Origin of the sequence: Halomonas sp. PA16-9, assembly GCF_009728585.1 — a bacterium.
GTDB classification, from domain to species: Bacteria; Pseudomonadota; Gammaproteobacteria; order Pseudomonadales; family Halomonadaceae; genus Vreelandella; species Vreelandella titanicae.
This window is the reverse complement of sequence record NZ_CP040451.1, coordinates 75,887-93,495: the sequence shown is the minus strand read 5'-3', so window position 1 is coordinate 93,495 and position 17,609 is coordinate 75,887. Positions and strand designations below refer to the sequence as shown.

The following is a 17,609-nucleotide window of genomic DNA, read 5'->3' as shown; positions in this document are numbered from 1 at the left end:
TTACCTAAATGACCGATCATTAAAGGTTAATAATGGTCTGCAGGAGCTCGTCCTGGGTACTGATAGTTTGTGAGTTGGCCTGGTAGGCCCGTTGGGCAACGATCATATCGACTAGCTCGCGAGCCATATCGACATTGGACGTTTCAACTGCACTTGGCTCAATTAAGCCACGCAGACCGGTACCCGGCGCACCTACCAGTTCCTGACCTGAGCTACCGGTAGCAGTCCAAAGATTATTCCCCTCAGGTTTTAATCCCTCCGGGTTACGGAAGCTGGCTAGTGCTACTTGGCCCGCGGCACGCGACTGTTCGTTAGCGTAATTACGCATCACGGTGCCATCGTCTTCAATGGTAATCCCCACTAAAGATCCCGAAGAATAACCATTCTGGGAAATAGATTTGGGATCTGATTGTTCTGCAAACTGTGTAGAGCCTTGAAAATCAACTGCAATATTTAAGTCGGTAAAAATTGGGCCGAACTCATTGGCGCCAGCTCCCTCGACGTTAAAGCCAGCATCAGTGCTGTCAATATCATTGATCGCGGTAGGTGCGCCATCAACGAGCCTACCGTTTGTATCGAAGGCTAGTGTTCCGAGGTCAAAATTATAGGCTTCTGCGTCGCTAGGCCCCCCTGTTAGACGACCTTGAACCTGCCACTGATTGGGCGCAGCATCATCTTTAATAAAGTACATAGATAAGTTACGTGCATTACCTTGCGAATCATAAACAGTGGCATTCGTTGAGAAGCTATAGGTAGTGTTATCAGTCGGATCAAACACATAACCAGCAGCAGCGGTATCTATACCCGCCTCACCTGAGTCCAGGTTGACCTCTACCGATAGTTCGTTTGTGGCACTCGCCGCAAGGGCTTCGGAATCGACCGTTAAGGGAGTAACATCACCACCTGCCTGAACATCACCATTCGCATCGGCAGCATAACCCATAATCTGCGCGCCCTGGGCATTCACCAGACGTCCATCTGCGGTCATAGTCAACTGACCATTGCGCGAATAACCTACTTCGCCATTGGGCTGCTGAAAGCGAAAAAAGCCCTCACCCGAAATAGCCAAGTCCATATTGCGGTTGGTGGACTCAATATTACCCCCGCTAAAATTCTGCAGTACCGTGGAGGTACGAACGCCAAGCCCGATGCGCGACTCAGCATATACATCAGCGAACTGGACGCTAGAACTTTTAAAACCAACCGTCTGCGAGTTGGCAATATTATTACCCACCGCACCTAGTTTTTGTTGCTGTGCGCTTAGACCACTGAGTGCTTGTGAAAAACTCATGCTGTTCCCCTAATAAAGCTGTGTTTAATCAAATGCTGTGGTTTATGACTGTGTTTAGTCAGCAATTAAAGAATTTGTTTAACGTCGTTCAGATTGATTTGACCGTAAATAGCGCCCAGATCCAGTCGAACGCTGCCACTGCCGTCATTCGGCGTTACCCGGTTAACCACCGCGTACTGTAAGGCAGTAGATTCAATTTTTTCACCTTCAGCGTCAGTTGCCTCTAGCTGCACCGTATACCGGCCGCTGGCAGCCGCTTCGCCTTGGTCATTGAACCCAGGCCAGTCGAACGAATGAACACCTGCTTTCAGTGGACCGAGATCATCGTAACGTTTGATGATTTGTCCACCTTCACCAACGATGGTAGCTTTTACATTCTTCGCTGGCTCGGCCAGCTCTATTCCGAAAGGCGTTGTATAAGTGTTGCCGTCGCCATCTTGCTCCAGCAATACATCCTTCCCAGGCACCATGACACCTTTGCCAATTAAGCCGCTCGCCTGCAGTGCCTGATTGGCATCCATTTGGCTGGTAATGCCTTCTAGCGTGCTATTCAGCTCTTCAATGCCGCTCACCGTGTTAATTTGCGCTAGCTGGGAGGTCATCTCCGCATTTTCCATCGGTTTGAGCGGATCCTGATTCTGCAATTGCGTAATCAGCAACGTCATAAAGCTTTCACGCAGCTCATCAGACTGGCGGGGGGAGGCCATTGGCACCACCGCCATTTACTTTGTTTACTACGCTAGAATCAATAGTACTACTCATCGGTTACCCCTCACCCAGCGACAGCGTCTGCATCAGCATCTGCTTACTGGTATTAAAGACTTCAACGTTGGCTTGATAGGAGCGCGAGGCAGAAATCATATTGACCATCTCATGCACCGGCTCAACGTTGGGCTTTGCCACATAACCCTCTTCATCTGCCGCCGGGTGGTTGGGCATGTACTCCATCCGCAGGGGTGAGTCATCTTCCACTACCTCGGTGACGCGCACGCCGCCAACGCCATAGCGGTTACCTTGTGACTGGGTCTCAAACATCACCTGCTTGGCTCGATAGGTTTCACCATCAGGCCCTGCGACGCTGTCGGCATTGGCCATATTGCTAGCAGTAACATTCATGCGCTGGGATTGGGCACTCATTGCCGACCCGGCAATATCAAACGCAGAGAACATCGACATCGTGGATTAACTCCTCACTAATTTAGACAGAATCACTCGGGCTGCATGGCATTCTTCAGCCCCTGAATACGGCTGTTGAGCATCGTGAGGCCGACTTGATAACGAACAGCGTTATCTGCAAACTGCGTGCGCTCACGATCCATATCAACCGTATTTCCATCCAAACTGGGCTGGTCGGGAATGCGGTAAAGCAAATCGGGGTTGCCCGCTCCACGCCATGCGGGACCTTCTCCAGCAATATGGCTACCAGAAGTACGCGCTAAAGTCAGACCGCCTCCGGTATGGCTAGATGCACTCTGAGTACCTTCGACTGCTTTTTTCAGCTCACTAGCAAAGTCAATGTCACGCGCCTTATAGTTCGGTGTATCGGCATTGGCGATATTAGCCGCTAACACCTCGTGACGCGCTTGACGTAACCCTACTGCTTGCTGATGAAAATTAAAGGCAGATTCCAGTTGATCAATCATGCCGACCCTCGCGTTGAGGCAAAAAATAAAATGGATTTTGTTGATGATGAAGAATACGTCTGGAGCTGTCAGCCTAAAGCATGGAACAGCTGGCGTTTCCACCAGCATTTCGCGTGATACGGCTACTACCTTTTCGCTACACTGAACGATGAATTCTCCTCGTTACGTTCCTTCTTCTTCAGCCCCCAAGTAAGCGGCCTCCCCATGCTCCGACTGCGCTTTACTAAGCCAAGCACGCTTCGCTTTTGGCAATTAGCCTTCTTCTGGGCAATCCTAAGCGTTACTGCCTTCACCAGGATTCAAGCTGATGACGACAATCTTCTCCAGCAAGTGCATCAATTTTTGTACGAAGAGACACAGGCATTAGGCGAGGAAGTGGTCATTGACCTACGACCACCCTCTCCGCATTTGCCAGAGTGCGTTCAGCCAGAACCTTTTTTGGCCAACGCCAATCAAGCACCCTTGGGCCGCGTTTCCGTTGGGGTGCGTTGCGGTGAAGATGGCCGGCAAGTTCGCTATTTACAGGCGCAGATTGATGTCATTGGTGATTATGTGGTGGCAGCCAGGGATATTGAGCGAGGTACACTGATTACATCAAGCATGCTTAGCGAACGCGGGGGCAATCTCGGCGATCTCTCAGCTCAGGCTTTGACAGCTGAAGAGGATATCGTGGGTAAAATAGCTCAGCGCCCTATTCGTAGTGGTAGTGTATTTTTAGCGCATTACTTACAAGCACCTCATTTAGTTGAACGTGGGCAGCGCGTTACTGTCATAGCTCAAGGCTCTGCCTTCCGAGTTTCACGCGAAGGCGAAGCATTGGAAGATGGTGCTCTTGGTGAGCAAATTAGAGTTCGTTTTGGTCCACGAGAAATCATGACTGCTCGTGTCGCCGAGCGTGGTATTTTGGTCGTGGATTTTTAATTCGCAGCCTAAAGTTAGGCCCAATGCTGCCGATGTACTGTTATACAAGCTACACTAAGCGCCAAGCGCATCGACGTTGACGATGAGGCAGACAACGTGAAAATTGATAACATTAATTCGCTATTACGCTCAAGCCAAGCCCAGCAGCGTGATGAAACGCAAAAGGCTGATAGCGTATCACCCGTCGCACCGGGCGGCGCAGCTCGCGAATCGACTCAACTGAGCCAATCAAGTATCGATGAATCTCAGGACGTCGATACTGCTAAAGTTGAAGAAATTCGCGATGCTATACGTGAAGGTCGCCTTGAAATGCGCGCCGACCGTATCGCCGAGGGCTTAATTGACAATCTTAAAGATCTATAAGGGACGCTGTAAATGAGCCTTGCATCCTTGCTTACCGACCAGCAACAGCGTCTTGAGGCGTTAATTTCGTTGTTGTCCAGCGAGCAAAATTTATTGACGCAAGGTGATATTGACGGTGATGCATTATCGCAAGTTGCACTAGACAAACAGTCTTTATTGGCCGAACTCGAGCGCATTGAGACTGTGCGGCGCAATGTGCAAAAACGTCTTGGTTATGCCGAAGGCGCAAACGGCGCCAGAGCGGCAGCTCATGATGCTGGCTGCCTGACAGCTTGGGAAAGCTTGCTTGAAAAAAGCGAGCGAGCCGCGCGTATGAATGAGCTAACGGGCCAGATGTTGTCCGTACGACTGAAGCATAATCAGGCAATGCTTGATTATATTCGTCAAATCGCTGAAAAAACGCTCTATAAGCCTGATGGACGCAACAGCGCCCAACCCGGCAGAATCAACGCTTCCGCCTGATACCTCCCTCGACAAGCCATCAGCATGACGTTTCAATGAAAGCCCACTCTCAGCGGCAAATCAAAAGACGATCATGTTCAATTTATTGCCTCATCATTATACAGCGGTGGTTGTAGGCGCCTCGGGGGGAATAGGTGCTGCTATTATTAATCAGCTACTCTCTTCCTCTAAGGTCGGCCATGTTATTGCGGTAAGCCGGCAGCCACCACGAATTGACAACCCCCGTCTTACACACCTAATGCTTGATGTTTCTCAAGAGCAGGGCCGGCAGGCGCTTAAAACAGAACTAGCCTCGCAGCCAATCCACTTCTTTTTCAATGCCATCGGCATCCTTCATGATGACGCGCAACGACTCTTTCCCGAGAAGTGCCTCGACCAGCTTAGTGTCGAAAGCCTTGCACAAACAATGAACATCAATGCCTATGTGCCAATTTTATTGCTAGCGGCACTGAAAGACTCTTTCAAAGGGTCACACCCTGCAGTGATTGCCAGCCTTTCGGCTCGCGTTGGCTCAATCGAAGATAATCAGTTAGGAGGCTGGTACAGCTATCGTGCCAGCAAAGCAGCGCATAACATGCTGCTTAAGACAGCATCCATTGAGCTCAAGCGGCTGAATAAGCAATCGCTAGTGCTTTGTCTTCATCCTGGCACCACCGACACAGCCCTCTCTAAACCTTTTCAAAACCGAGTACCTAGCGAAAAGCTATTTGCACCCGCATTTGTAGCAGAGAAGCTGCTGGCAGTCATCTCTCAGCGAACGCCCGAAGATAGTGGAACCTTCTGGGCCTGGGATGGCAAATCTATCGACTGGTGAGGTGTTACGCAAAAAAATCCCCCAAGGCATCAGCCCTGGGGGATTTTTCATAATAAGTGCCTGACGATGACCTACTCTCGCATGGGGAGACCCCACACTACCATCGGCGCTAAGCGGTTTCACTTCTGAGTTCGGCAAGGGATCAGGTGGTTCACGCGTGCTATGGTCGTCAGGCGTAACAGGTAATGTACATCATGCTGACGAGCAGGCTTTCTAGCGTTGCTTGCTCAATTGTGTGCGTCTCATCGCCTGCCGCCCTGGCGTTATGTCGCTTGGGCCACACGCTGCGTATCCGGTTTTAATTGTCGTCATCATACGACCAGACCCCTTGGGTGTTATAGGGTCAAGCCTCACGGGCCATTAGTACACGTTAGCTCAACGCCTTGCAGCGCTTCCACACCGTGCCTATCAACCAGCTGGTCTCGCTGGGCCCTTCAGGAGGCTCTAGGCCTCAGGGATGTCTCATCTTGAAGGGGGCTTCCCGCTTAGATGCTTTCAGCGGTTATCCCGTCCGACCATAGCTACCCGGCAATGCCACTGGCGTGACAACCGGAACACCAGAGGGTCGTCCACTCCGGTCCTCTCGTACTAGGAGCAGCCCTTCTCAAACATCCAACGCCCACGGCAGATAGGGACCGAACTGTCTCACGACGTTCTAAACCCAGCTCGCGTACCACTTTAAATGGCGAACAGCCATACCCTTGGGACCGACTTCAGCCCCAGGATGTGATGAGCCGACATCGAGGTGCCAAACACCGCCGTCGATGTGAACTCTTGGGCGGTATCAGCCTGTTATCCCCGGAGTACCTTTTATCCGTTGAGCGATGGCCCTTCCATACAGAACCACCGGATCACTAGAACCTGCTTTCGCACCTGCTCGACGTGTCTGTCTCGCAGTCAAGCACCCTTATGCTCTTGCACTCAATGCACGATGTCCGACCGTGCTGAGGGTACCTTCGTGCTCCTCCGTTACTCTTTAGGAGGAGACCGCCCCAGTCAAACTACCCACCACACACTGTCCTCGATCCGGATAACGGACCTGAGTGAGAACGCCAATGATGCCAGGCTGGTATTTCAAGGTTGGCTCCCTCCGAACTGGCGTCCAGAGTTCAAAGCCTCCCAGCTATCCTACACAGGCAACATCAGCGTCCAGTGTGAAGCTATAGTAAAGGTTCACGGGGTCTTTCCGTCTAGCCGCGGGTACACCGCATCTTCACGGCGATTTCAATTTCACTGAGTCTCGGGTGGAGACAGCGTGGCCATCATTACGCCATTCGTGCAGGTCGGAACTTACCCGACAAGGAATTTCGCTACCTTAGGACCGTTATAGTTACGGCCGCCGTTTACCGGGGCTTCAATCAAGAGCTTCGCCTTGCGGCTAACACCATCATTTAACCTTCCGGCACCGGGCAGGCGTCACACCCTATACGTCCGCTTGCGCGTTAGCAGAGTGCTGTGTTTTTAATAAACAGTTGCAGCCACCTGGTATCTTCGACCGGTTCGGGCTAGGAGAGCAAGTCTCTTCACCCTATGCCGGCGTGCCTTCTCCCGAAGTTACGGCACCATTTTGCCTAGTTCCTTCACCCGAGTTCTCTCAAGCGCCTTGGGATTCTCACCCTGACCACCTGTGTCGGTTTGGGGTACGGTCGCACATGATCTGAAGCTTAGAGGCTTTTCCTGGAAGCGTGGCATCAGTGACTTCCTGACCGTGGTCAGTTCGTCTCGTGTCTCGGCTTTAAGACCCCGGATTTACCTAAGGTCTCGGCCTACTCACTTTCACCAGGACTACCAACGCCTGGCTCACCTAGCCTTCTTCGTCCCCCCATCGCAACCATGTCCGGTACGGGAATATTGACCCGTTTCCCATCGACTACGCCTTTCGGCCTCGCCTTAGGGGCCGACTCACTCTGCTCCGATTAGCGTCGAACAGAAACCCTTGGTCTTCCGGCGAGGGAGTTTTTCACTCCCTTTATCGTTACTCATGTCAGCATTCGCACTCGTGATACCTCCAGCGAACTTCTCAATTCACCTTCATTGGCTTACACGACGCTCCTCTACCGCTCATTCCTAAGAATGAACCCGTAGCTTCGGTACCTGGTTTAGCCCCGTTACATCTTCCGCGCAGGCCGACTCGACTAGTGAGCTATTACGCTTTCTTTAAAGGATGGCTGCTTCTAAGCCAACCTCCTAGCTGTCTGAGCCTTCCCACATCGTTTCCCACTTAACCAGGATTTCGGGACCTTAGCTGACGGTCTGGGTTGTTTCCCTTTTCACGACGGACGTTAGCACCCGCCGTGTGTCTCCCACGCTCTACTCACCGGTATTCGGAGTTTGCCTCGGGTTGGTAAGTCGGGATGACCCCCTAGCCGAAACAGTGCTCTACCCCCGGCGGTACTACGTGAGGCGCTACCTAAATAGCTTTCGAGGAGAACCAGCTATCTCCGAGCTTGATTAGCCTTTCACTCCGATCCACAAGTCATCCAAATCTTTTTCAACAGATCCTGGTTCGGGCCTCCAATTGATGTTACTCAATCTTCACCCTGCTCATGGATAGATCGCTCGGTTTCGGGTCTATATCCAGCGACTGTGTCGCCCAGTTAAGACTCGGTTTCCCTACGGCTCCCCTATACGGTTAACCTCGCCACTGAATATAAGTCGCTGACCCATTATACAAAAGGTACGCAGTCACAGAACAAGTCTGCTCCTACTGCTTGTACGCACACGGTTTCAGGATCTATTTCACTCCCCTCTCCGGGGTTCTTTTCGCCTTTCCCTCACGGTACTGGTTCACTATCGGTCAGCCAGGAGTATTTAGCCTTGGAGGATGGTCCCCCCGTCTTCAGTCAAGGTTTCTCGTGCCCCGACCTACTCGATTTCACATGATCAGATTTTCGACTACGGGGCTATCACCCGCTACGGCCACGCTTCCCAGCGTGTTCGCCTAATCAGTCACATGCTTAAGGGCTGGTCCCCGTTCGCTCGCCGCTACTAGGGGAATCTCGGTTGATTTCTTTTCCTCAGGGTACTTAGATGTTTCAGTTCCCCTGGTTCGCCTCGTACACCTATGTATTCAGTGCACGATACTCATCTTATGATGAGTGGGTTTCCCCATTCAGAAATGCCCGGGTCACAGGTTGTTGCCACCTCACCGAGCCTTATCGCAGGCTACCACGTCTTTCATCGCCTCTGGCTGCCTAGGCATCCACCGTGTGCGCTTCATTGCTTGACCCTATAACCCGAAGGAGTCTGGTATCTCGCAATGATCACGTTTCATTTTGCCGGATACGCTTGAGACGTATCACAATTTAAGACCACTTCTTGCGAAGTGTTCTTGTCAGCATGATATACATTGTTAAAGAGCAGCTGTTCAATGAACAGTGATAAGCGGTGTGTGATACTAAAACAACAGCGACAACACAGCGACTTATCAATGGTCACGAAACATTACAAACGGTATTGAAGATTAAACAGGGTAGTAACGTAATGGTGGAGCCAAGCGGGATCGAACCGCTGACCTCCTGCGTGCAAGGCAGGCGCTCTCCCAGCTGAGCTATGGCCCCATCTAGTCACTCTTAGTCACACTCACCTCTGGCCAATTTTATTTAGCGCAAGGCATTTTATGACGACGCATAGCCTGCTATGCGAGTTATAAAATAACGCAGCGATAGATAAAATTTGGTGGGTCTGGGCAGACTTGAACTGCCGACCTCACCCTTATCAGGGGTGCGCTCTAACCAACTGAGCTACAGACCCAAGAGGGGATCGTGCTTTTACCGTTTGCTCTATATCTGATCAGGTAATTCATTGTGGACGCTTACCGACTGTGACGCATCGTTTAAGGAGGTGATCCAGCCGCAGGTTCCCCTACGGCTACCTTGTTACGACTTCACCCCAGTCATGAACCACACCGTGGTGATCGCCCTCTTGCGTTAGGCTAACCACTTCTGGTGCAGTCCACTCCCATGGTGTGACGGGCGGTGTGTACAAGGCCCGGGAACGTATTCACCGTGACATTCTGATTCACGATTACTAGCGATTCCGACTTCACGGAGTCGAGTTGCAGACTCCGATCCGGACTGAGACCGGCTTTAAGGGATTCGCTGACTCTCGCGAGCTCGCAGCCCTTTGTACCGGCCATTGTAGCACGTGTGTAGCCCTACCCGTAAGGGCCATGATGACTTGACGTCGTCCCCACCTTCCTCCGGTTTGTCACCGGCAGTCTCCTTAGAGTTCCCGACATTACTCGCTGGCAAATAAGGACAAGGGTTGCGCTCGTTACGGGACTTAACCCAACATTTCACAACACGAGCTGACGACAGCCATGCAGCACCTGTCTTACAGTTCCCGAAGGCACACCAGAATCTCTTCCGGCTTCTGTAGATGTCAAGGGTAGGTAAGGTTCTTCGCGTTGCATCGAATTAAACCACATGCTCCACCGCTTGTGCGGGCCCCCGTCAATTCATTTGAGTTTTAACCTTGCGGCCGTACTCCCCAGGCGGTCGACTTATCGCGTTAACTTCGCCACAAAGTGCTCTAGGCACCCAACGGCTGGTCGACATCGTTTACGGCGTGGACTACCAGGGTATCTAATCCTGTTTGCTACCCACGCTTTCGCACCTCAGTGTCAGTGTCAGTCCAGAAGGCCGCCTTCGCCACTGGTATTCCTCCCGATCTCTACGCATTTCACCGCTACACCGGGAATTCTACCTTCCTCTCCTGCACTCTAGCCTGACAGTTCCGGATGCCGTTCCCAGGTTGAGCCCGGGGCTTTCACAACCGGCTTATCAAGCCACCTACGCGCGCTTTACGCCCAGTAATTCCGATTAACGCTTGCACCCTCCGTATTACCGCGGCTGCTGGCACGGAGTTAGCCGGTGCTTCTTCTGCGAGTGATGTCTTTCCTACCGGGTATTAACCGATAGGCGTTCTTCCTCGCTGAAAGTGCTTTACAACCCGAGGGCCTTCTTCACACACGCGGCATGGCTGGATCAGGGTTGCCCCCATTGTCCAATATTCCCCACTGCTGCCTCCCGTAGGAGTTCGGGCCGTGTCTCAGTCCCGATGTGGCTGATCATCCTCTCAGACCAGCTACGGATCGTTGCCTTGGTAAGCCATTACCTTACCAACTAGCTAATCCGACATAGGCTCATCCAATAGCGGGAGCCGAAGCCCCCTTTCTCCCGTAGGACGTATGCGGTATTAGCCTGGGTTTCCCCAGGTTATCCCCCACTATCGGGCAGATTCCTATGCATTACTCACCCGTCCGCCGCTCGTCAGCGGGTAGCAAGCTACCCCTGTTACCGCTCGACTTGCATGTGTTAGGCCTGCCGCCAGCGTTCAATCTGAGCCATGATCAAACTCTTCAGTTTAAGATCTATGCGGTTCTTACCCGCCACCCGAAAGTGACAGAAGCGAACCAAACTTGGCTCAAGGTTCAAACGAATTCATTCAAAACAGATCCCAAAGGACAAATCCTTTAAAACCTTATTGCTTGAGTCGCTTGCCTTGATATTCGGTGATTTGTCACCAACATCAGCAAGCGCCCACATGAATTACCTGATCAAATTGTTAAAGAGCTGTTTCGCTGCGGTGGCTAGCTAATAAACCAACTGGGCCACACGACTTGCCGTTGAACTGGCTTGCCTCAGCGAGGAAGGCGTATTCTACGCATTCCGTGGTGTTTGTCAATCGCTGTTTTTTTAGCGAGTGAGGCGAGCGACACAACCTGCTCTAACCTCCTGACAAACCAAGGCTTTCACACCTTATTCACCGCTGGTAACGCTTGGCGTCCCCGGCAGCGGATGCGTACTTTACGGATTCGCTGACGGGTTGGCAAGCGGTTTTTAACCCTAATACTGATAGAGGTACTGACAATGGCCCTCAGATACCGCGGAGCGAGTCTGGCACCAGCGAATCAGCCCCTAGGTCGGCGATGCTACGCGCCCCGGTGAGCGTCATTGCAACCCGCATCTCCTTTTCAAACAGCTCAAGCAGATGGGAAACGCCCGCCTCTCCGGCTGTAGCAAGTGCATAGATAAAAGCACGCCCAATCAATACGGTATCCGCCCCCATGGCGATCATGCGCACAACATCAAGCCCACTGCGTACGCCGGAGTCGGCTAGAATGGCCAAATCGCCCTTAACCGCATCAGCGATAGCAGGCAGCGCACGCGCGGTAGAGGGGACACCGTCTAGCTGACGACCACCATGATTGGAAACAACGATACCATCCGCGCCGAAGCGAACCGCATCACGAGCATCCTCGGGGTCGAGAATCCCTTTGATGATCATTGGACCCTCCCAGAGCTCACGAATCCACTCCAAGTCCTTCCATGAGATGGCCGGATCAAAGTTGTCACCCAGCCAGGCAATATAGTCTTCTAGCTCCGTTGGCTTGCCGCGATAATCAGACACGTTACCCAAGTCATGGGGACGGCCATTAACACCCACGTCCCAGGCCCAAAAAGGGTGTGTTGCTGCTTGAAGCATACGCCGCATTGGGCCGCGCTTACCGCTCATGCCTGAATGTGCATCTCGATAGCGTGCCCCCGGCACGGGCATATCGACGGTAAAGATCAGTGTCTTGACGCCAGCGGCTTTGGCTCGCTCCAAGACATGCTTCATAAATCCTCTATCTTTCAACACATAAAGCTGAAACCAGATAGGCCGATCAACCGCAGAGGCCACTTCGTCGATTGGACACACCGATACTGTCGACAGTGTAAACGGCACCCCCTTATTAGCAGCTGCCCGCGCAGCTTGCACTTCACCACGCCTAGCATACATTCCTGCCAACCCCACCGGCGCCAAGGCGACCGGCATAGCAAGCGCTTCGCCGAACAGTGTGGTCTCCAATGATAGTGAAGACATATCCTTCAACACACGCTGACGCAAAGCGACACCAGCAAGATCCTCAACATTGCGTCGCAGCGTATGCTCCGCGTAGGAACCACCGTCAGCGTAGTGAAATAGAAAAGGGGGGATACGACGCTTGGCCGCTTGGCGATAATCAGTGGAAGCAGAAATGATCATGGATAGCCCTGTGTAATAGCCCTATACAATGGATGCGCTATACACCGGCGCCCCAAAGTGGAAAATTGGTTTTACCAATTGACAAAAAAACTAGCACCAACAGTAGTGAGCCGCCCTAAGCGTGTCAAACGGTGATATCACGCCTTAGCACCTCATCCCGCTATACTTTAGTTTAAAGTCGCTATTAATGCGTTTTATTAGCGTTAAATCCTACTTCGCAGACGCTTGAGATCAAACCTCAAAGATCTTAATATTGGTCTTACCAATTGCGGACGCAAATCGACATGAGCTATTCAATATGAGCTACCCACCGCTCCGCCAGCAGCGCTTGGCCGATGTAATTACTGAACGCCTTGAAGCTATGATGCTAGAAGGCAGCCTAAAACCAGGCGAGCGCTTACCTCCCGAACGTGAATTAGCCGAACGGTTTGGTGTTTCGCGCCCCTCTTTACGGGAAGCTATTCAGAAACTAGCCGCTCGTGGCCTACTAACCAGCCGCCAAGGCGGCGGCACTTTTGTTAACGATGACCTCAGCAATGGTTATACCGACCCCTTGCTGGAGATGCTCTCTCGTCACGGCGAATTTAACCTAGACTTACTTGAATTCCGCGACGCTATGGAAGGTATATCCGCCTACTACGCTGCGCTGCGCTCAACACCCGCCGATAAGTCCGTGCTTATTCAGCGCTTTGAAGAGCTCGACGGCGGTTTTGCCGGTGCCGACCCTATCCAAGAGGCCAAACTAGATGCAGCGTTCCACTTAGCGATTGCCGAAGCTGCTCACAATGTTCTACTGCTGCATACCATTCGCGGCATTTTTCACCTGCTAGAGAAGAGCATTGTAAATAACCTGGCCCATTTATTCGCCAAGGAGGGTTCGCGCAGTCAGTTAATGCAACAGCACCGCGCCCTACTCAATGCCATTTTGGAAGGCCGCGCGGAGGATGCCCGCACTCGAGCCCATGAGCACTTAGTGTTTGTCGAAGAAGGTCTACTTGAGATGGCGAGGGCTGAGACGCGCGCCCAGCGTGCCCTTCGCCGCGCTCAAGGCAGTAGTAAGACGTCAGCATGAACAGCGCTGGTATGAATAACCAAGCGCCCACCCCCTTGCCGCCACGCTGGCGGCGCCTGTGGCTGCTGGTTATTTCACTCGGCTTGCTGTTTTGCATGTGGCAGGCCGCCCAGTTGGCGCGTGAACAAGCGCTTTCCAACTTACAGGATGATGCCGAAAACGAGCTGCGGCTGTCTGCCGCCAACTTAAACGGCTATTTACTGCGCTACGACTACTTGCCGCAAATGCTTGCCACTCGGGAAGGCGTGCAGCGTTTTTTGGCCTCTCCCGATAGCCAAGACCCGATGCCGCTCAATATGCTACTGGATCGTTTCCGCTTTACAGCGGGGGTTTCAGATGTCTATTTACTCAATCGCGATGGCGACACGATCGCCGCCAGCAATTGGCACCGCCCTAACACCTTTATTGGCCAGAACTATGCTTTCCGCTCCTACTACACCGATGCCATTGCCGGAGGCCAGGGGCGCTTTTTTGGTTTGGGCATCAAGTCGCTTGAGCGGGGCTACTACTTTTCATCGCCCATATGGCTAGACGACACCTCGCCCGATGCACAGCCAGACGGCGTGCTAGTAGTTAAAGTGCTTTTAGATGATGTTGAAGAGAGCTGGGCTGAGCAGGATGCCGAGCTATTTGTCACTGATAGCGACGACATCATTTTCATGGCCAGCCACCCCGAACTACGCATGAACGCGCTCTACCCACTCACCGATGAGCAGCGTCAAGCCCTAAGAGAAACGCGCCGCTATGCCATGGAGCCATTGTCACCCTCGGGTATTGAAATCAATGCACCTTACCGACAGGGAAGCCAGTTGGTCAGTTTCTCCCAAGGCCCATTGAGCAGTAGCGACTATCTTAGTTTGACCCGACATGTCCCTGAATTTGGCTGGCAAATGCATATTTTAAAGCCGCTAACACCGGTGATTAGCGCTCAGTGGATTGCCGCCCTCATGGCAGGCGGCCTCTACGGCGTGGTCACTCTCGGCGCAGGTATTGGCTGGCAGCGCCTACGGCTGCGCCGTGAACGCGAAGCGTTTGCCGAGCGCGAGCGCAATACCTTGGCACACGTGCGTGACGAACTTGAGGTAAGCGTAGAGCGCCGCACCCGTGATCTGGTGGCCAGCAACCAACGCCTATCGGATGAAATTGAAGAGCGTCGCCGTGCAGAGGCCAATTTACGCCAGACCCAAGACGAGCTTATTCAAGCCGCCAAACTCGCTGTGTTGGGGCAGCTCGCCGCGGGCATCAACCATGAACTTAATCAACCACTGGCGGCTATTCGCGCTTACGCGGAAAACGCCCGCCGCTTTATGGCATTAGCACGCCACGAAAAAGCGGATGCCAACCTTGAACAAATTGTTGAACTGACCGAACGTATGGCGGACATCAGCGCTCAGCTGCGCCAGTTTTCACGTAAGAGCAGCGAGCATCAGGAGGCGATTTCGGTACAAGCCTGTATCGACTACGCTCTTCGCCTGTTTCAAAGCCGCCTGCGCGAAGGCAACATCTCCATTACTCAGGAGTGGCCCAATGAAACACTATGGGTGCAAGGCGATCTAGTGCGTCTGGAACAAGTGTTGGTCAATTTAATCGGTAATGCGCTGCAGGCCATGAAAGGTGTACCTGCGCCACAACTTACTCTGGGCGCCCAAATACACCAGCAGCAGGTCATTATTAGCGTTACCGATAATGGCCCTGGCATTCCCGAGGAGCACTTAGGGCATATTTTTGAACCCTTTTTTACCACCAAAGCGCCGGGGAGTGGTTTAGGCCTAGGACTCTCGATTTCGTCGCGTATCATGGACGATTTAGGCGGCAAGCTACAGGCGACTAATCAACCCGAAGGCGGCGCTTGCTTCACTATCACCCTGCCCCACTCACCGTTAACTCACCCCCAGGAGAGCTCCTCGTATGCATGAGCCGTCGACGCTGCCGGTCATGGTGATCGACGACGAACCGCATCTGCGGATCACCGCCAGCCAAACCCTCGAGCTTGCAGGCTACACGCCCTACTGCTTCGAATCAGCGGAACAAGCCCTGGCAGCATTAACACCGGACTTCCCAGGTGTCATTGTCAGTGATATCCGCATGCCGGGAATGGATGGCATGGCACTACTCCATGAGTTACACAGCCGCGACGCCACTTTGCCGATTATTTTAATCACCGGCCACGGCGACATTTCCACGGCCGTAGAAGCCATGCGCGCAGGGGCATGGGATTTTCTCGAGAAGCCGTTTGCCGGTGATCAGTTGCTGGACGTAGTACGCCGAGGCATAGAGAAGCGCCAGCTCAGCTTGGAAAACCACCGCCTTAAAGCTGAACTTGAAGTGCAACAAGCCGCGTTGGGGCCGCGACTCGTTGGGCGCACGCCCATCATTTCCCGGCTCGCGGCGATGATTCAGCGTATCAGCCAAGTAGAAGCCGATGTCCTGCTATTTGGTGAAACAGGTACCGGTAAAGACCTCGTGGCCCGTGCAATTCACGAACGCAGCGGCCGGCGCAACAGCCCCTTTATGGCGATCAACTGCGGCGCGGTGCCCGAAAACACCATTGAGTCCGAGCTGTTTGGCCATGAAAAAGGCGCTTTCACGGGTGCAGTAGAGCGGCGAATCGGCAAGTTTGAACACGCTAACGGCGGCACCGTGTTTCTGGATGAGATCGAATCGATGCCCATGGCGCTGCAGGTCAAGCTGCTGAGGGTGCTGCAGGAACGCAGCGTCGAGCGGTTAGGCGCCAATGAAACAGTTCCGCTCAATATTCGGGTGATTGCGGCCACCAAGGTGGATCTCAAAGCCGCCTCCGAAGAGGGGAGTTTTCGCGAAGACCTTTACTATAGGCTAAACGTTGTCACCCTGCCGCTGCCTGCTCTACGCGAGCGGCGTGAGGATATCCCCTTGCTGTTCCAGCACTTTGCCGTGGTCGCTGCCAATCGTAGCGGGCTAGAAGCACCGACCCTCGACAGCCCCGCCATTGCCGCCCTGCTGGCCCATGATTGGCCCGGCAACGTGCGCGAGCTGCGGAACCTTGCCGAGCGTTACGTGCTACTGGGCGCCGCCTTTGACTATCGTCTGGATGCGCTGCTGGAAGGGGTCAACGCCGACACCGAAGAGCCTACTTTGCCGCGCCAGGTAGAGCTGTTTGAAAAGAGCCTGATCAGCCAATCTCTGTCGCGCTACCATGGACGGGTAACCGATGTTTGTCACCACTTGGGCATTCCGCGCAAAACCTTTTACGACAAACTTAAAAAGCACGGCCTCAATGCCGACGACTATCGCCACAGCAGCGAGCCTTGATGCAACAACTCCCCCAAGACAGACCAGGGCGGCACCCAGGGCACCAGCGTTAATGTGGCAATCAACATTAGCAGGTTAGACATTGGCCGCCGGCTGTCGCCTAGCTTGAGCGCCGTACCAAACGAGCGTTTTAGCCGCGCGCCTTCAAGATCAACGCTGTATATCTCATCCAAACTCAAGTGGATCAAAAACCCTACTAAGGTGGCCGCACCGTGAGACCACGCTAGCCACGCTGGTTGGCTGAGCAAATTAAAACTTAACGCGGCGGTGAGCAGGCTGCATAGCCCGCCCGCTAGCAGTGAATGCCAAATACCGCGGTGCACGGTAAAACGCGAGAACAGCACCCCGCCAAATAGCGCACACAGAAGTAGATTCCGCCACAGGCAATCAACAACGCGCCCGGCGTGAGCCATGGCTGTAACAACAAGGCGCCTAATACCAAGGCGGGCACCGAAAGCAGATTGAATATCAAACGGATAGAGTGGGAACGGTCAGCATCAATGTCGGGCAAAATGCCGCCAAAGGTGACTAATGCAATCATCACCAGCGCTTGGGAGGGTGGCCACCACTGGCCTTTCCAACCTACGTAAGCTATCAGCATGCCGCCCGCCGCTGCCACCGTAATATGCGTGCGAAAATTAGCCATGACGCGGCATCCCAAAGTCTGCAAAACAGAAAACTGTATAAATTAACAGACTTTTAGTGTTCGCGACATGACTA

At 53.1% G+C, this 17,609-nt stretch carries 11 protein-coding genes, 2 tRNA genes, 3 rRNA genes and 2 pseudogenes; 7 read left to right on the top strand and 11 right to left on the bottom strand.

The genetic code is table 11. The features are described from left to right. Positions 1 to 19 precede the first annotated feature (19 nt). From flgE to flgB, 4 genes and pseudogenes are all read right to left on the bottom strand, one after another. Complete coding sequence (flgE, locus tag FDY98_RS00425) at positions 20 to 1,291, bottom strand: flagellar hook protein FlgE (RefSeq protein ID WP_009288418.1); 1,272 nt, start codon at positions 1,289 to 1,291, stop codon at positions 20 to 22. A 65-nt stretch (positions 1,292 to 1,356) separates the two neighbouring features. Beyond that, a pseudogene (locus FDY98_RS00420) lies at positions 1,357 to 2,053 on the bottom strand (flagellar hook assembly protein FlgD). Between the two features lie 3 nt (positions 2,054 to 2,056). After that, complete coding sequence (gene flgC, locus FDY98_RS00415) at positions 2,057 to 2,467, bottom strand: flagellar basal body rod protein FlgC (protein WP_009288416.1); 411 nt, start codon at positions 2,465 to 2,467, stop codon at positions 2,057 to 2,059. 32 nt (positions 2,468 to 2,499) lie between these two features. Beyond that, positions 2,500 to 2,934 (bottom strand): flagellar basal body rod protein FlgB, encoded by a 435-nt coding sequence (gene flgB, locus FDY98_RS00410; RefSeq protein ID WP_027958738.1) that lies wholly within the window; start codon positions 2,932 to 2,934, stop codon positions 2,500 to 2,502. Between the two features lie 204 nt (positions 2,935 to 3,138). On the opposite strand from flgB, the gene flgA reads away from it, so the two are divergent. The 4 genes from flgA (at position 3,139) to FDY98_RS00390 (ending at position 5,494) form a co-directional block, all read left to right on the top strand. Further along, positions 3,139 to 3,855, top strand: a complete 717-nt coding sequence (flgA, locus tag FDY98_RS00405) for a flagellar basal body P-ring formation chaperone FlgA (RefSeq protein ID WP_009288414.1) — start codon at positions 3,139 to 3,141, stop codon at positions 3,853 to 3,855. Positions 3,856 to 3,951: 96 nt separating this feature from the next. Continuing rightward, the gene (gene flgM, locus FDY98_RS00400; protein ID WP_027958737.1) at positions 3,952 to 4,218 is read left to right on the top strand and encodes a flagellar biosynthesis anti-sigma factor FlgM; all 267 of its coding nucleotides are present in this window, start codon (positions 3,952 to 3,954) and stop codon (positions 4,216 to 4,218) included. Positions 4,219 to 4,230: 12 nt separating this feature from the next. Next, the gene (locus FDY98_RS00395) at positions 4,231 to 4,680 is read left to right on the top strand and encodes a flagella synthesis protein FlgN (RefSeq protein WP_009288413.1); all 450 of its coding nucleotides are present in this window, start codon (positions 4,231 to 4,233) and stop codon (positions 4,678 to 4,680) included. 73 nt (positions 4,681 to 4,753) lie between these two features. After that, complete coding sequence (locus FDY98_RS00390) at positions 4,754 to 5,494, top strand: SDR family NAD(P)-dependent oxidoreductase (protein WP_027958736.1); 741 nt, start codon at positions 4,754 to 4,756, stop codon at positions 5,492 to 5,494. 58 nt (positions 5,495 to 5,552) lie between these two features. Here FDY98_RS00390 and rrf read toward each other — a convergent pair. The 6 genes from rrf to lldD all read right to left on the bottom strand — a co-directional run bounded on the left by rrf (position 5,553) and on the right by lldD (position 12,526). Continuing rightward, positions 5,553 to 5,668, bottom strand: a 5S ribosomal RNA gene (rrf, locus tag FDY98_RS00385). Between the two features lie 165 nt (positions 5,669 to 5,833). Beyond that, positions 5,834 to 8,723: ribosomal RNA gene (locus FDY98_RS00380) — 23S ribosomal RNA — on the bottom strand. 255 nt (positions 8,724 to 8,978) lie between these two features. Beyond that, positions 8,979 to 9,054: transfer RNA gene (locus FDY98_RS00375), tRNA-Ala, on the bottom strand. Positions 9,055 to 9,170: 116 nt separating this feature from the next. After that, positions 9,171 to 9,247: transfer RNA gene (locus tag FDY98_RS00370), tRNA-Ile, on the bottom strand. Positions 9,248 to 9,330: 83 nt separating this feature from the next. Continuing rightward, positions 9,331 to 10,863 (bottom strand): 16S ribosomal RNA (locus FDY98_RS00365). Together the 16S, 23S and 5S rRNA genes with 2 tRNA genes alongside form the textbook arrangement of a ribosomal RNA operon. A 511-nt stretch (positions 10,864 to 11,374) precedes the next feature. Next, positions 11,375 to 12,526, bottom strand: a complete 1,152-nt coding sequence (lldD, locus tag FDY98_RS00360) for an FMN-dependent L-lactate dehydrogenase LldD (RefSeq protein WP_009288646.1) — start codon at positions 12,524 to 12,526, stop codon at positions 11,375 to 11,377. 298 nt (positions 12,527 to 12,824) lie between these two features. On the opposite strand from lldD, the gene FDY98_RS00355 reads away from it, so the two are divergent. Genes FDY98_RS00355 through FDY98_RS00345 form a run of 3 tightly spaced genes read left to right on the top strand, consistent with a single transcriptional unit; the run spans position 12,825 to position 16,889 of the window. Continuing rightward, on the top strand, positions 12,825 to 13,598 hold the full coding sequence (locus FDY98_RS00355) for a GntR family transcriptional regulator (RefSeq protein ID WP_027958892.1): 774 nt from the start codon (positions 12,825 to 12,827) through the stop codon (positions 13,596 to 13,598). Then, complete coding sequence (locus FDY98_RS00350; protein WP_027958893.1) at positions 13,595 to 15,514, top strand: sensor histidine kinase; 1,920 nt, start codon at positions 13,595 to 13,597, stop codon at positions 15,512 to 15,514. The genes FDY98_RS00355 and FDY98_RS00350 overlap by 4 nt, the downstream gene beginning before the upstream one ends. Further along, complete coding sequence (locus FDY98_RS00345; RefSeq protein ID WP_009288649.1) at positions 15,507 to 16,889, top strand: sigma-54-dependent transcriptional regulator; 1,383 nt, start codon at positions 15,507 to 15,509, stop codon at positions 16,887 to 16,889. The genes FDY98_RS00350 and FDY98_RS00345 overlap by 8 nt, the downstream gene beginning before the upstream one ends. Here the strand turns inward: FDY98_RS00345 and FDY98_RS00340 are convergent. Continuing rightward, positions 16,865 to 17,535: pseudogene (locus FDY98_RS00340) on the bottom strand (metal-dependent hydrolase). The gene FDY98_RS00345 and the pseudogene FDY98_RS00340 overlap by 25 nt on opposite strands. Positions 17,536 to 17,609 lie beyond the last annotated feature (74 nt).

What these genes read in the sequence shown, in the direction of transcription:
- flgE (WP_009288418.1), bottom strand. Translation starts at nt 1,291, where the DNA reads ATGAGTTTTTCACAAGCACTCAGTGGTCTAAGCGCACAGCAACAAAAA.
- flgC (WP_009288416.1), bottom strand. Translation starts at nt 2,467, where the DNA reads ATGTCGATGTTCTCTGCGTTTGATATTGCCGGGTCGGCAATGAGTGCC.
- flgB (WP_027958738.1), bottom strand. Translation starts at nt 2,934, where the DNA reads ATGATTGATCAACTGGAATCTGCCTTTAATTTTCATCAGCAAGCAGTA.
- flgA (WP_009288414.1), top strand. Translation starts at nt 3,139, where the DNA reads ATGCTCCGACTGCGCTTTACTAAGCCAAGCACGCTTCGCTTTTGGCAA.
- FDY98_RS00395 (WP_009288413.1), top strand. Translation starts at nt 4,231, where the DNA reads ATGAGCCTTGCATCCTTGCTTACCGACCAGCAACAGCGTCTTGAGGCG.
- FDY98_RS00390 (WP_027958736.1), top strand. Translation starts at nt 4,754, where the DNA reads ATGTTCAATTTATTGCCTCATCATTATACAGCGGTGGTTGTAGGCGCC.
- lldD (WP_009288646.1), bottom strand. Translation starts at nt 12,526, where the DNA reads ATGATCATTTCTGCTTCCACTGATTATCGCCAAGCGGCCAAGCGTCGT.
- FDY98_RS00355 (WP_027958892.1), top strand. Translation starts at nt 12,825, where the DNA reads ATGAGCTACCCACCGCTCCGCCAGCAGCGCTTGGCCGATGTAATTACT.
- FDY98_RS00350 (WP_027958893.1), top strand. Translation starts at nt 13,595, where the DNA reads ATGAACAGCGCTGGTATGAATAACCAAGCGCCCACCCCCTTGCCGCCA.
- FDY98_RS00345 (WP_009288649.1), top strand. Translation starts at nt 15,507, where the DNA reads ATGCATGAGCCGTCGACGCTGCCGGTCATGGTGATCGACGACGAACCG.